The organism is Halanaerobium congolense (assembly GCF_004366375.1).
GTDB classification, from domain to species: Bacteria; Bacillota; Halanaerobiia; order Halanaerobiales; family Halanaerobiaceae; genus Halanaerobium; species Halanaerobium congolense.
The window spans coordinates 23,155-38,327 of sequence record NZ_SOEF01000027.1 but is presented as its reverse complement, the minus strand read 5'-3'; the positions used below and the strand labels follow the sequence as shown (position 1 = coordinate 38,327).

At 33.3% G+C, this 15,173-nt stretch carries 15 protein-coding genes; 2 read left to right on the top strand and 13 right to left on the bottom strand.

Annotated features, from left to right (window positions below; genetic code table 11):
- Positions 1–74: 74 nt before the first annotated feature.
- The 12 genes from C7954_RS10025 to C7954_RS09975 form a co-directional block, all read right to left on the bottom strand.
- Positions 75–779, bottom strand: coding sequence for a carbohydrate ABC transporter permease (locus tag C7954_RS10025; protein ID WP_134059894.1), 705 nt, complete (start codon positions 777–779; stop codon positions 75–77).
- 75 nt (positions 780–854) lie between these two features.
- Positions 855–2,171 carry an ABC transporter substrate-binding protein gene (locus tag C7954_RS10020; RefSeq protein WP_134059892.1) on the bottom strand — a complete coding sequence of 439 codons (1,317 nt, stop codon included), beginning with the start codon at positions 2,169–2,171 and terminating at the stop codon, positions 855–857.
- Between the two features lie 94 nt (positions 2,172–2,265).
- Positions 2,266–2,910, bottom strand: coding sequence for a cyclase family protein (locus tag C7954_RS10015; RefSeq protein ID WP_134059890.1), 645 nt, complete (start codon positions 2,908–2,910; stop codon positions 2,266–2,268).
- A gap of 14 nt (positions 2,911–2,924) precedes the next feature.
- On the bottom strand, positions 2,925–4,100 hold the full coding sequence (locus tag C7954_RS10010; RefSeq protein WP_134059888.1) for an SIS domain-containing protein: 1,176 nt from the start codon (positions 4,098–4,100) through the stop codon (positions 2,925–2,927).
- 28 nt (positions 4,101–4,128) lie between these two features.
- Complete coding sequence (locus C7954_RS10005; protein ID WP_134059886.1) at positions 4,129–5,118, bottom strand: N-acetylglucosamine kinase; 990 nt, start codon at positions 5,116–5,118, stop codon at positions 4,129–4,131.
- 64 nt (positions 5,119–5,182) lie between these two features.
- Entirely contained in the window at positions 5,183–5,908 is a 726-nt protein-coding gene (locus C7954_RS10000) for a GntR family transcriptional regulator (protein ID WP_134059885.1), read from the bottom strand.
- A 74-nt stretch (positions 5,909–5,982) separates the two neighbouring features.
- Positions 5,983–6,759, bottom strand: coding sequence for a nucleotidyltransferase family protein (locus tag C7954_RS09995; protein ID WP_134059883.1), 777 nt, complete (start codon positions 6,757–6,759; stop codon positions 5,983–5,985).
- A gap of 21 nt (positions 6,760–6,780) precedes the next feature.
- A complete protein-coding gene (locus C7954_RS09990) occupies positions 6,781–7,701 on the bottom strand; it encodes a phosphohexomutase domain-containing protein (RefSeq protein WP_208320686.1) in 921 nt (306 codons plus the stop codon).
- A gap of 73 nt (positions 7,702–7,774) precedes the next feature.
- Positions 7,775–8,056: a hypothetical protein gene (locus tag C7954_RS13810; protein ID WP_243833674.1), complete on the bottom strand. Its 282-nt coding sequence runs from the start codon at positions 8,054–8,056 to the stop codon at positions 7,775–7,777.
- A 215-nt stretch (positions 8,057–8,271) separates the two neighbouring features.
- On the bottom strand, positions 8,272–9,159 hold the full coding sequence (gene nikC / locus C7954_RS09985) for a nickel transporter permease (protein ID WP_371807016.1): 888 nt from the start codon (positions 9,157–9,159) through the stop codon (positions 8,272–8,274).
- A gap of 13 nt (positions 9,160–9,172) precedes the next feature.
- The gene (locus tag C7954_RS09980) at positions 9,173–10,177 is read right to left on the bottom strand and encodes an ABC transporter permease (protein WP_073159776.1); all 1,005 of its coding nucleotides are present in this window, start codon (positions 10,175–10,177) and stop codon (positions 9,173–9,175) included.
- A gap of 57 nt (positions 10,178–10,234) precedes the next feature.
- Complete coding sequence (locus C7954_RS09975) at positions 10,235–11,476, bottom strand: ABC transporter substrate-binding protein (protein ID WP_134059881.1); 1,242 nt, start codon at positions 11,474–11,476, stop codon at positions 10,235–10,237.
- A 200-nt stretch (positions 11,477–11,676) separates the two neighbouring features.
- Between C7954_RS09975 and C7954_RS09970 the strand changes: the two genes are divergently transcribed.
- Entirely contained in the window at positions 11,677–12,444 is a 768-nt protein-coding gene (locus C7954_RS09970) for an HD domain-containing protein (protein ID WP_073159772.1), read from the top strand.
- On the opposite strand, the gene C7954_RS09965 is transcribed toward C7954_RS09970, so the two are convergent.
- Positions 12,379–12,804: a hypothetical protein gene (locus tag C7954_RS09965; RefSeq protein ID WP_208320685.1), complete on the bottom strand. Its 426-nt coding sequence runs from the start codon at positions 12,802–12,804 to the stop codon at positions 12,379–12,381. The two genes, C7954_RS09970 and C7954_RS09965, sit on opposite strands and share 66 nt — an antisense overlap.
- A 433-nt stretch (positions 12,805–13,237) precedes the next feature.
- Between C7954_RS09965 and C7954_RS09960 the strand changes: the two genes are divergently transcribed.
- A complete protein-coding gene (locus C7954_RS09960) occupies positions 13,238–15,163 on the top strand; it encodes an SLC13 family permease (RefSeq protein WP_110301210.1) in 1,926 nt (641 codons plus the stop codon).
- Positions 15,164–15,173 lie beyond the last annotated feature (10 nt).

Here is a 15,173-nt window from a genome sequence, read left to right as displayed (position 1 = left end):
ATTATACCAGAAACGGGGGTTTCATGCTATTTTTTTGCTAAATAATATTGAAATTTCAAGGTGCAAAAGCACTTTTACAAGTGCGAAGTTTGAGTAATTAATAATAAAAATGTAATAACCGATACTGGTTTTAACATTGGTAATGTAATGTTCTTAAATTTTTGCCATCTATTTGCACCATCAACAATTGCCGCTTCATACAATTCTAAAGGAATACTTTTCAAACCTGTTAATAACATAATAGCTACAAAAGGAAATCCTTTCCATACATTTACTAGCATTGCTGATTGTAATGCAATATCTGGATTTTCTAAAAAGCCTAATGATGAATTGATTAAATTTAAGTTCATTAAAAAATAGTTAACTATTCCAAAATCTTTATCAAACATTAAAATCCAAGCTAATACCGCTACCACTTGTGGAATTGCCCATGGAATTATAATTAATGATCTACTCAACCCAACTCCCTTAAATTTATTATTTAATAATAATGCTACTCCTAAACCTATTATGAATCTTGCAATAACTGTAAAAATTATATAAGAAGCAGTTATTATTACAGAATTTATAAAATGACTAGATGTAAAAATTGAGCGAAAATTTTCTAAACCTATAAAAGGATTATCGGGATTACCCCTAATTAAATACCAATCTTGAAAACTCATAACAACTGATTTTAAAATTGGATAAGCCAAAAATAATGTTATAATTAATACTAGAGGAAACATAAAAAAATATGCTACTTTATTTTTTTTGAAATATGATATTATTTTAAACAATACATTAACACCTCCGTACTATTTTATATAGAGGGGGAAATATTTCCCCTCTATATAATTACTAAAATTGTATATTTATCTGTCTAAAACCTCTTCTATTTCTTCTGCAGCTTCTGTCAAGACTTTACTTGGCTCATCTCCTCCTTCAAACATCTCTTGAGTTGCATTTATCATTATTCTGCTCAGTTCACCCATCTGGGGAATTGATGGATCTGCAACTAATTCTCTATAATTATTATCAATGAAATCATAATACTTATAAGCTAAAGGATTATTTTTAGCAAAATCAGATTTCTCTATATATTCCTGATTACTTGGAATCATACCACTCTTAACAATAATTTCTTGAGCTTCAAAAGAAGTCATCCATTTCAAAAATTCCAATGCTTCTTCTTTATGAGGACTATTTTTACTTATCATAGTAACTAGTGGATACATTGTTGGATTGGGTTTGTACTCTTTGCCATCATATTTTATACTAGGTTGTGGTATTAGACCTATATCGTCAAGTAATATTTCATCTCTTTCTCGACTCATACCTATAAACCATGGTCCATCAATATTCATTGCAATATTGCCATTCCAGAAAAACTCTCTAATTTTCTTCTTGTCAGGAGCTGTACGAAATAACTCTTTGTCTAAAATCATTTTTTGCCACCATTCAGCTGCCCATATGTTTGCTGGAGAATCTACATTAACTCTATCTGCAACATATGGTCCACTTTCGCCATCTGGAAAATATAAACCATCAGAAACAACTCTAGCAACCATTCTAGACCACTCAGAAGTTACAAATGGATGAGATCCTACAACTGCCCCAAATCCATAATATCCATTTTTATCCAATTTAATCACTGCTTCTTCAAAATCTTTTAGTGTATTTATTTCTGCTGCATTAATTCCTACTTCTTCAAAAATTGACTTCCTATAAAAAAGCCCTGTAGTTCCCCAGGCATAATTAGATAAAGCTAAATATTCTCCATCTACTTCACAAAATTCTTGCCCAACTAATTTGTTATCAAAATTATTTTTTTCAATAAAATCATTTAAATTAATAAATGCACCACCAGGTACTAAAGAATTATATCTTGCAATATTTTCAGGATATAATTGAACGATATCACCTTGAGTACCTGTTAGAACTTCAGTTGTCAAATTATCAAAAAAGTTACTATATTGAGCACCAAAGACTTCAATATTAACATCTGGATTAGTTTTGTTATATTCTTCTATAAGTAAATTGATTGCTTTTTGATGTGGTGCCTCTACATAAACAGAAGTTTGAAATGTTATTGTTTTTTGAGCATATACGCTACTGGTTTGTAAAGTCAAAATCAATAATCCCACTATTAATACTAAAAATAAAGATTTAAATTTTCTTTTACTCATCATTTTATTTCCTCCTAGTAAATTTAGTCTTATAATTAACCCTGTCAACTAGAAATAATATCTTCTATTTAATATTAGATTATTCACCTCCAATTTTTTATTTTACAATAGCAACCGCCCGACATGGAGCTGCACATTGATTCTTAATCTTAATTGGTAAAGAAATCAATTTAATTTCTTCACATGGTATTTTTCTAATGTTAATTAATGGAGCTAATATAAGATTCTTTTTTTCTCTATAATAAATTTTTAATACATTGTTTTTATTAATAGAACTATTATAACAAGGAATATCTGAACCTAATAATGTCACTTCTAAATTCATAATAAACTTAACTGCTTCTTCTGTAAAGTAAGGGCTTTCTGATATATAAAAATCTTCATTCCAATTTTTATCCCATTTAGTTCCTATTAAAAGACTTCTGTTTTTTAAGATTAAATTTTCATATTTTTCTAAATCATTTTTAGTTATAGGTTCTGATTTATTCTTTTGAAAATTCAAAACAGAAGCTGTAGATATAAACCTTTCTAAACTGAACTCATCTAAATAATTTCTATTTTTATACAAATGTCTTCCTGTTTCAAGATAACTGCCAGAAAGTATGGACATAGAAATTGATGATGATAGAAAGTTATTATTTTTAATATTCGCAACCTCTTTAATTTCAACTTCTGGGTTAGGATGGCCATAATTCCACATACCACTGGTGATATCACCACTTAAATCAATTATATTCATCATTCAACACCTCAATATTAAGAGTAATATGGATAAATTTTAACTCCTTGAACTACCCTGTTAACCTCACCACTTGGGCTTGGATCATCAGGTGTAATTCCATGTTTTAAAGATTTTAAAAAAGCAAGTATTTGAGCCACAACAATATAGTCTAATGAACTAAAAATTTCATCCATTGTTTTTGTTTTAGTATTTAAAGCTATAAAGTTATCAGCTAGTTTATTAATTTCTGCATCATATTCTTCTGCAAAGACAAGTATTTCAAATTTTCCTTTTTGCTCAGAAAGTTCTTTTAAAAGATCATAATCATATTTTTTACTGTATTTATCTCTTGAGAAAAATAATACAACTAATGTCTTGTCATCTATAATGGACTTAGGACCATGCCTAAAACCAAGTGGAGTGTCATACCTGGTAACAATTTTTCCTGCAGTTAATTCAAGTAATTTTAAAGTAGCTTCTTTTGCAATACCAAAATAACTGTAACTTCCCAAATATACTATCCGCTCAAAATCTTTTTCTGCCAAACTTTCAACTACTGCAGTGTTTTCTATTAATGCTTGAGCATTATCAGAAATTATTTCAATATCTTTTTCTAATTTATCTAAATCTGATAAGTTAAAAATTAATAAAGTAGATAAAAGCATTGAAGTAAAACTGCTGGTCATTGCAAATCCTTTGTCATGAGTTTCATCTGGCAGTAAAATTACTTTGGCTTTTTCTCCACCTGCATTTTTAGCTAAGTCGCCATCTTTATTACAAGTTATAATAATCTGATATAAGTCATCTACAATTTTTTCAGCTAATTCTACTGTCGCCAGACTCTCTGGACTATTACCGGATCTAGCGTATGAAAAAAGTAATGTCGGAATATTTTTAGACAAAAAAACTTCCGGATGGCTTACAATATCTGTTGTGTGAATTGATTCTATTTCAATTTCAGGTAGAATTTTTTTAAGATATGGAACAACTGCATCACCAATATAGCCAGAAGTACCTGCTCCAGAAAAAATCACCCTTAATTTTTCTTGGTTTAAAATACCATTTAAAAACTTAGATAACTCATCTTTTTTTTCTTTTATTAAATCAAATGTTCCACCCCATACTTTTGGCTGTTGAGAAATTTCTTCAGCTGTTGCCAAGCCTTTCTGTATTTTTAATTCATCTTTCGTCTTTGAAAATAAATTATTCATTTTCTATGACTCCCTCCAAAATAATTATTTAGTTAACGCCTATTCTTTTTTCTTCTTTTTTTAACTTGTCTATAGTTTTTTGATCAGGTTTTTCCAAATTATTAGCTAGCATTTTTGCATAAAGCGCCGCACCAGTAACAGGCTTCAAAATTGGTTCGATTAATTTAACATTTTCTTCTTTTAGATATTCTCTTAATGGTTCTAAGATAAAGTGACTGGCATTAAATACCCCTCCTGAATAAGACACAGACACTTTTTTTGTTCTTGTAAAATTAAGTTTTTTTATTAATGCTTTAACAATAAGACTATGTTCATATGCAGCCTGCTTATATACTTCAACTGCTTTTTTGTCACCAGATTGAGCTGCTTTATATAACAGTTTAGCAAGAGAAGCAATCTTGTTTCTTTTTAATTCTAATTCATTATATAAAATTTCTATTAGATCAAAATCTCTTTTTAAATCAAATTTCTCCTTAACAATTTTATAAATCTCAGTTTTTTTTAGCCGTTTATCTGACTCTTTTGTGAATAAAGAAATAACTTTTTTTCCCAACCAGTATGCTGAGCCTTCATCACCACAGAAATAGCCCCAACCACTAGCTCGAGCACTATTGTGTTTTTGATCTTTTGCAAATCCTATAGCTCCTGTACCTGCAACAATATTTATACCTGGCTGACAGGCTAAAGAACCTGCCCATCCTGCTTCAACATCATTGCCGCATTTAAATTTAGATTCTTGCATTATATCTGAAAGCTGTTTTCTGATGATAACGGTATCTTTATCATTTTCACCAAAACCAGGAATTCCAAAAAAAGTATAATTAATTTCAGAGAGATCTATACCAGCATTTATACAGCTTTCTTTGATACCCTTTTTAATCACTTTCTTAAAATTATCCATGCCAATTTGAATATAATGACTGGTCTCAGTAGTTAAATAAGATAAAATTTCTCCCTTTTGATTTATCAATAAAAATGCAGTTTTTGTTCCACCACCATCTACCCCTAAAAAATTCATATTACCTCCTTTAAATACAAATTCAATTATTTATAATGTTGTCATTACCAGTCTGATAAAAATTTTATTCTAAACTTACATGGAATTTAAATTTATCTCCTCTTGTAACACTTGCAGTATATTCAATTATATTTTCATTTTCATAAGTAAATCTTTCTAATAGGATTGAAGGGGATCCCTCATTTGAGTTTAAATATTTTGCATCCTTTTTGTTAAGACTTATTGCCTGGAAAATCTCATCTGCCTTATTAAATTCTACATTATAATCCTCTCTGAAAATATCATACATTGACCTTTGATCAAGTTTTTTGCTGTTTAAACCGGGAAACCTTGCTGCTGGAAGATAAGTTGTTTCTATCATCATTGGTTCATCATCAGCTAATCTTAACCTTTTAAATTTATAAACTTTCTGATTTTTATTGATTTTTAATTTATCGGCAATCTTAGAACTTACATCAGTTTTTTTGAAATCAATTACCTCTGAACTGGGAACTTTATTTATTTTTTTCATCTCTTCACTAAAACTATAAAAACTTAAAAGATCCTGTTTAAAAGCTTTTGAGGAAACAAAAACACCTTTTCCCTGCTTTTTATAGATATAGTCATTTTTTTCAAGCTCAACCATAGTTCTTCTAACAGTTGCTCTACTAATATCATATTTATCACAAAATTCTCTTTCGGAAGGAATTTTATCATTTTCTTTATATGTTCCATCTTCAATTTTCTCCACAATTATATCGTAAAGCTGATGATATAAGGGTAATCTATTATCAGTATTTAATTTTTCCAAGTTATTTCACCTCTCATAATGTTGTCATTACAAGTTGATTATATATATAATTTTTTGAATTGTCAAGCATTTTTTTATATTTTTCTTCTTAAATATTCTAAATCCTCCGGGGTACCAACATCCTGACAGTAATCTTCACTCTTAACTGCAAACAGCTTGCTTTTTCCCTTTAACATGAGGTTAACCGCTGCCGGCAGCTCATATTCTCCCCTTTTAGAAGGCTTTACCTGATCAATCCAGTTAAATATATCCGGGGAAAAGAGATAGATACCGGCACTGTTCCAGCCTCCACCTTCAAGCTCTGGTTTTTCGGTAATAGTCTGAACCTGGTAAAAATCTGCTGCTGCAGTCTTTAAATCTTCTGCAGGGGCTGCTTTGAACTCAACCAGCCCACCTTTTTTAATCTGATCCAGCCAGTTTAAAAGCATAATTGACCTGGGTACTTTTAACTTAGCCAAAGCCTCAATCATTTTAAGGTAGTTTTTCGGCTGCGTTATAATATCACCATAGGACATCAAAAAATATTTATCTTCCAAAAGAGATCTGGCTGCTTCGACTGCTGCTGCTGTACCGTAAGAATCCAGGTTCTGCTCAAAGTAAATCAGCTCCAGACCATTGGCTCGAGTGCCCAAATACTCTTTAATTTTCTGCCCCTTATAGGCAATGATAATTACTGCTTTTTTAAGACCGGCAGCTGCATAACCCGCTAAAATATAGTCGATTACCTTCTTACCGTCTTTAATCTCAACTAAAGCCTTTGGGATTTCCTCGGTGATTTCTCCCAGCCGAGTACCGCGCCCGGCTGCTAAAATTAATCCATATTCTATCTTTATATTTTTATCTTTTGACATCTTTTCAACCTCCAACTAAGATTATATCTTGAGATCAGCTTTGAGAAAATTCAGGATTTCTTTGACTTCTGCTTCATTTTTCATTTCCATATAAATTCTAAGCAGGGGTTCGGTTCCTGAAAAGCGAATTGAAATCCAGCTCTGATCAACATAGTAGTACTTAACCCCATCTAAATAGCTTACTTTTTCCAACTTTTTATCTGAAATCAAATCTTCAGCAACCAGCTGACTTAGATCAGGCTGATATTCTTCCTCAAAAAGCAAGTCCTCCAGCCTTTTTCTCTGAGAAGGATCGTAATTAAAATTTGAATAAGAAAAATAGAGATAGCCAAACTTCTGGTCAATCTCAGCTAAAATTTCGCCAATTTTTTTGCCGGTTCGGGCCATCATTTCTACAGCAAGCAGGGAAGCCAGGATACCATCTTTACCATTGACATGACCTCTAATTTTTAGGCCGCCACTGCTTTCTCCACCTAAGAGCAGATCGTGCTCCTGCATTTTCTGCGAAATATTTTTAAAGCCGACAGGAACCTCATAGGCTTCTTCTCCGTAATACTCAGCCATTTTATCTAAAATATGAGTTGTCGCTAGATTGCGAACTATCCCTCCGCTTTCCTCTCTGTATTCTTTTAAATAATAGTATAAAAGCTTTAAAACATCGTTATAATCGACAAATTTACCTGCCTCATCGATCAGGGCCATCCGATCTGAATCTCCATCAGTAGCCAAGCCAAAATCATATTTCCCCTTTTCGATGCGGACCTCCATATCTCCCAGTTGTTCCCTATTTGGAGAAGGAATATCCAGGCCGAACATTGTATCCCGGTAGGCATTCATTGTATCTACATAACAGCGGAGTGAGGCCAGACACATCATCATAATATCCTTAGCTACTCCATACATTGGGTTAAAAAGAATGCGAAAATTTTTAGATTGAATCAATTCTTCATCTATGATGTTCAGCAGTTAATCTATATACTGATTTTTATTATTATGATATGTTATTTTACCGGCTTTAATCAGCTGAGTTATAAGAAGCTGTAATCAAAGCCCCTAAGTTTAAATTATTTTCCTCAACTGCCAGCATCACCATTGGAGTTGGAGCAGCTTCTTCCATAAACATTACTTCAAGTCCCTCTTCTACCAAACTCTCCGAAAGTGCTCGCGAAAAGCGGTCTGATAAAAAACGGAATTCATGCCTGACAACTACCTTTTGCTGATAATCATTTTCTTTAATATAGCGGGCCATTGCCTTCCCAACCAGCTTAACATTGTAGAATGTGAAATCTTCAGCAATAATTGCCCTCCAGCCTGCTGGTTTAAATTTTACTTTTTGCCTGTGTTTAAATTATCGACTACTATTAATAAGATCTGCATATAAATTCAACTCCTGTTAAATTTTTTATCTTTATTTTATTATAACATGGATTTTAAGATAAGAAAAAAAGCAGCTCCTCTATTAGGAAACTACTTTAGTCTTAAATATTTAGCTGTCTTTTACGGTTAAAACTATCATTTATGCAGTCTCGGATCAAAGGCATCTCTGAAACCATCACCAACCAGGTTAAAGCCCAGCACTAAAAGTGCAATTGCTATTCCCGGAAAGGTAGCAATCCAGGGTGCATTTCGTAAAAAATCCTGACCGTTGCTGAGCATTGCTCCCCATTCTGGTGTTGGCGGCTGAGCTCCCAGCCCCAAAAAACTTAAACCAGCTGCATTAATAATTGCCCGACCAATACTTAAAGTAGTCTGAATAATAATTGGAGCCATTGAATTTAAAAGTACATGTTTTAAAATAATTCTCAGATCACTGGCCCCCAGAGCCTGAGCTGCCATCACATATTCTTTTTTCTTAACTGATAAAACTGAACTGCGGACAACTCGAGCATACTGGGGAACATAAACTATACCAATTGCAATCATTGCATTAAAAATACCTGGTCCTAAAATAGACATAATTACAAGGGCCAGCAAAATATAAGGAAAAGAAAGCATCAGATCCATAATTCTCATAATCAGCATATCCAACCAGCCACCGTAATAACCGGCAATCAGTCCCAGACTGACTCCTAAAATTAAAGAAATAAAAACTGAAACAAAGCCAATCTGCAGGGAAATCCTGGCCCCATAAATAATTCTGCTAAAAACATCTCTGCCAAATTCATCTGTACCTAAAAAATTATCCCAGGAAGGCGGCCTAAAAGATTTGATAAAATTTTGTTCCAGTGGATCATAGGGAGCAATTAGAGGCGCAAAAATAGCTATTACTGCAAATATAAAGAGGATAATAATACCGGCAATTGCAGTTCTATTATTACGCATTCTTCTAAAAGAAATAGTCCATAAGCTCTGACTTTTTATAGTTTTTTCTTCAGTAATTCCTGTTAATTTCGCCAAGATTTACACCTCCAGTTTAAGAATAATGAATTCTGGGATCAAGATATGAATAAAGTATATCGACCACTAAGTTGATAAAGATAAAAAATGAAGCAATAAAAATTACAGCTCCCTGAATTACAGGAAAATCTCTGCCCAAAATTCCATTAATCAAAAGCCTTCCCACTCCTGCTCTGGCAAATACTGTTTCTGTTAAAACAGCACCTCCCAAAAAACTTCCAAACTGCAGTCCGATTATGGTAACCACTGGTATGAGGGAGTTTTTAAGCACATGTTTTAAAATAACAACTTTTTCGGGTAAGCCTTTGGCTCTGGCTGTACGAATATAATCCTGATTTAAAACTTCTAAAGTTGTAGATCTGGACATCCTGGCAATCATGGCCACTGGAATAGTAGCCAGGGTAATTGCTGGTAAAATTAGATGAGAAAAGGTACTTCTTAGAGCAGCCCAATTTTGAGTCAGTATACTGTCTAAAAGGTAAAAATTAGTTATAACTTCCAGATTGGTAACTCTGGATATCCGCCCTGAAATAGGCAGCCAGCCAAGTCGGGCACCAAAAATCAGCATCAGCATCATTCCTACCCAGAACACAGGCATTGAAATCCCAAGTAAGGCTCCAACCATAGTTAGATTATCAACAATAGAATACTGCTTAATTGCCGAAACTATTCCAGCCGCAATCCCAATAATGCTGGCAAAAACCATACTTAAAACTGTCAGCTCTATTGTAGCTGGAAATGCAGCTTTAATCTCGTTGATGACAGGGTTCCTATTTCTAATCGATCTTCCCAAATCCCCCTGAACTAAATTTGTTAAAAATTTAAAATACTGAATATACAGCGGCTCATCAAAACCAAGTTCTGACCTTAAACGGGCAGCATCTTCTGCAGTTCCCTTATCACCAAGCATAATCTGGACGGGATCTCCTGGAATTAAATGAATCATAAAAAAAACCACAACTGAAATTGCCAGTAATAGTGGAATCAAAAGTAATAATCTTCTTAAAATATAATTAAACATTTTTCTCACCCCAAAAAATTGATAGGGGCAGTATCAGACTACCCCCACCTAGATTAATTATTGCGCCAACCAGACTTTATGGAAATACTTATTATTAGTTGGATAAAGTACATAATTTTCTACATTTTTTCTGATAGGTATCTGCATTTTCATATGATTTAAAAATACAAATGGTGCATCGTCAACAATTATCTGCTGCACTTCTTGATATATTTCTTCTCTTTTAGCTTTATCTGTAATCTGCTGTGCTGCTTCTAATAATTGATCTACCTTTTCGTTAACATAAAAAGCACGGTTGGTTGAACCGCGATTTGCAGAATTAAAGAATACATTTAAGAAGTTATCCGGGTCACCATTGTCTGCAATCCAGCCAAAAAAGGCAGCTGTATGCTTACCGGCTTTACCCTCTTCAATATAGGTACCCCATTCTAACTGCTCAATATTTGCTTTGATTCCAACCTGGCGTAGATACTGCTGAACTGCAGTTGCCAGTCTGGCTCCAACTGGATTATATGATCTGGGAGCAGAATAAGTTCTGAGAGTAAATTCAAAACCATCTTCATAACCTGCTTCTGCAAGCAGTCTTTTTGCTTCATCTGGATCATACGGATAGCCCTCAAGAGAATCATCATAAGACCAGATTGTTGGAGGCAGCGGTCCTTTAGCAACAGTTGCCTGTCCTCCCATCAAATATTCAGCGATTTCTTCTTTATTGATAGCATAATTCATTGCTTTCCGCACCTGCTTATTATCAAATGGTTCTTTTTCATTATGGAGGGCAATATAACCAATGTTCAAACCTGGGGCTTCTAATAATTCAAGCTCTTCATTTTCTCTTACTCTTTTTATATCAGTTGGATTTAAACCTTCCATCAGATGAATATTGCCATTTTCTAATTCTAAAAGGCGGGTCTGATTATTTGGAATAACTGTAAAGATCAGTTCATCCAGATAAGGACGACCATCCCAGTAGTCATCATTTGCCTCTACAGTAATATGATCATCTCTAACCCACTCAACAAACTTAAAGGCTCCTGTTCCAACTGGATTTTTAAAGATATCTTCTCCATACTCTTTAACCGCTTCTGGACTGACAATCATTGTTGCAAACATTGCTAAATTTTTAATAAAAGGAGCATATGGATTTTCAAGAATAAATTTTACTGTATATTCATCAACTGCTGTTACCTCTTCTATCATACCCAGTGAAAAACCAGCATAAGGATAAGAACCCTCAAGATAATAAGGGTGGTCTGAATCTAACTGGCGTTCAATATCAAAAACTACAGCTTCTGCCAGAGCTCTTTAGACAGCCTTTCTGTATCAAACATTAATCTATCCATATCAAAAATCACTGTAATCAGTCCTTTTTAGATATTTTTATGATAATTTTACTGTCCATTTTTATTAACCACAAAGTTTTAAATGTTAAACTGTTCATTTACATGAGGCTGATTTTAAACTATAATAGAATTCAAAGCTGAGAGGAGGCTTTTAGAATGCAAAATTTATACCAGAAATTAAATAAATGGTTTAATCAATATACAGCTCAATTTGAATTGGCAAAAGAAAAGGATCAAAATAATATTAATTTGAAAATAGAGCACAGCAGAAGGGTAGCTCAGGATATGTCAGAAATAATTAAAGAAATGAAAATGACTGAAGCAGAAAAATATCTGGCTCAAATAATTGCCCTCTATCATGATATAGGGCGGTTTAAACAGTATCAAAAATACAAAACATTTTCTGATTATAAATCTGAAGATCACGGAAAATTGGGAGTTAAGGTCCTTAAAGAAAATCAGCTGCTGAATGAGCTGGACCGGGAGTCCAGAAATATAGTTTATAAGGCGGTTGAACAGCACAACAAGCCGGATCTCAAAGAAAAATATTTTAATAATCAAAAGGAACTCTTTTTTGCAGAGCTGATTCGGGATGCCGACAAGCTTGATATCTTCAATATTTTTACGAGCCGCTATAAAAAACACAGCCAGAAAGATTATGTGATCAAGCTTGCGACTGAAGCCAGAATAAGTGATGAAATTTATAATAGAATTTTAAGAAAAGAATCAATTAATTATGATAAGCTGGAGACAATCAATGATTTAAAGGTCATGCAGTTAGGCTGGATCTATGACATTAATTTTAAGGAGACAATTGAAATTATTAAGGAGCGGGGATATATTGAGGTAATTCATGATTCAATGGACTATAGTGAGCGGTCCGAAGAAATTTATCAGCAGGTGAGGGAGTATGTGGGTGAGTGAATAAATAATGCTTTCGAATTTTTCACTTAGTTCTGCAACTTCTGAATATATATTAAGATAGGGTGCTCTATCTGTTCTATATTCGCTTAAACCTCCAACCTGTTCAAATGTTGCATCAGCCCTCTTTTCGATTCTGGCTAATGTTTGATTTGTTTCATCTCGAAAATCATTAAATTCTCCTCTGAAATTAGTTAGATTAACTTCCAGTCCATCAACACGGGAATCTAAATTTGCAACTTTATTATCTAGTTCAGTTACTTTATTATCTAATTTGTCAAATTTCGAATTTAGAGTATCAAACTTAGAATCCAGATCTTCAATCTTAGAAAGGATTAAGTTTAAAACCTTATCTTCAGCCACCTCGATTTCACTCTCCTTCCTCCGTAGTCTCCATAAACTTTAAAATCTATTTAAATTTGTTATTTGCTGAGTTTATTATATTATTTAGAAAGTCAATTAGCAAGAAAATAAAAGAGAAAACAAGGGCTTAATTTTTTACTGTTCAGCGGAAAAATCAAATTTAGACTTAACAGCTTAAATTATTATTTGGTAAAAATTGGTTCTATAAACGGCAGCTGCACTTCAGATTAATTTGAATAAATGATAAAAATATGATAACATCACTAAGAAATGAAAATTTATTGTCTAGCTTCAAAAAAATTCGCGATTATGCGGCTTTAGAAAATACTACCCTGGCTGATTTAGTCGAGAAATAAAAGAATAACTATTTTTTCGTTCTAAACTCTACTATATTGAGAGACAATATATACTTTTGAAACTGGAGGGATTTAAGTTGCTGGGATATAAGGAAAAAACATTTATCATATTATTTTTAGTTTTTGCAGTAGTGTTTTTTAATGGAGGGCTGGTTGAGGCAGCAGATAGTTCAGCTCAATCAAGTTTAGAAGCACCTGTTTTTAACAGCCAGGTTGCTGTAGTAAGTTTTTTAATAGTTTTAGTTTTAATTTTATTTATCTGGGAACCACTTCCCGTGGGGATTATTGCGATTTCAATTCCAGTAATTCTGATAACCTTAAAAAACTGGACCGAGGTTACTGCTGAACAGGCATTATCAGGTTTTAGCAATAATGCGACCATAACTGTAATGGCTATGTTTGTAATCAGCAGAGGTATTCAAAATAGCGGTGCTGTGCAAATTTTAGGCAGCAAAATAGAAGGTTTTGCTGGAAATAATAAAAAGAAACAGGTAGGAGCAATTGCTGGTCTGACCGGGGTGATTGCCAGTGCAATTAATAACACACCTGTAGTAGCAGCTTTTATTCCAATGGTGATTAATCTGGCTCGACGGACAAAGGTCTCTCCCTCAAAATTATTAATTCCTCTTTCCTATTCCGCAATGCTCGGGGGTACAATAACCTTATTTGGAACTTCAACTAATATTTTGGCTAGTGAAGTTTCGGCAAAATTAATCAACCATCCTTTTGGTGTTTTTGAATTTACTAAATTGGGAATTATAGCTTTTTTAGTTGGCTTTTTATACTTAATTACAATCGGCTATTACTTAACTCCTGAACACATCAGCTATGGAGACAAAGACCTAATGAAAGGCTATGAAATGGATGAATTTTTAACTGAGGTAGAGATAAAAAAAGATTCCCCTTTATTAGGTGAAAGTATTGGTGAGGTTTTTAAAGAAATAGAGCCTGACTTAGATATTATCCAGATGACAAGAGAAAATGAACAGTTTATGGAGCCCTTAAATGTTAAGACTATCAGAGCAGGTGATCATTTAGTAATTAGAGCTACTAGAGAGACTTTATTGGATTTTATAAAAACTAAAGGAATTGAATTACTGCCGGATAGTCAAATTAGTCAGAGTCAATTAGAAGATTCTGTTCAGGGGCAGAAGGTTATAGAATTAATTGTCTCTGATAATTCATTTGTTGAGGGGAAAACAATTAAAGATGTTAATTTTCTTGAACGCTATAATGCCAGTTTATTAGCAGTTCGACATGGAGAAAGAATAAGACATAATGATTTAAAAGATTTTACTCTTAGAGCAGGAGATGTATTACTTCTTTTAGTATCAAAATCCACCTTCGGCCGTTTAGAAAACAATAAAAATTTCATTGTTGAAGAAAATATTTCTGAAACAGCAGACTATGATACTGCAGATATTGGGCTTGGTATAGGAATTATTGGAATTGTAATTGCCTTAGCTTCATTAAACATCATTTCCATTTCCATCGCTACTTTAGGAGGAGTTGTGGCTATGGTAGCAGTAAATTTAGTAGACCCCAGAGAGATTTATGAAGCAATTAACTGGGAAGTTTTCTTCTTACTGGCAGGTTTAATTCCTTTAGGAGTGGCAATCGAACAGACTGGTACGGCAAAATTTATAGCACATCAATTATTGAAGGCAACAGACATCTTTCCACCACTGATAATTCTCAGCCTTTTTTACTTATTCACTGCAGTTTTAACCAGTGTAATTAGTAATAATGCCAGTGTAGTACTGATGATTCCAGTTGCAGTAGGAGCAGCCCAGCAAATGGGAGCTAATCCTTTTGCCTTTATTCTGGCAATAACTTTTGCTTCAAGTTCAGCTTTTTTAAGTCCAATCGGATACCAGACTAATTTAATGATCTATGGTCCTGGTGGCTATAAATTTAAGGATTTTATAGTTGTCGGCACCCCATTATTGATTTTGTTATCTATCATAATTCCATTTTTTATTTCTGTATTCTGGGGAATATAACAAGTATATC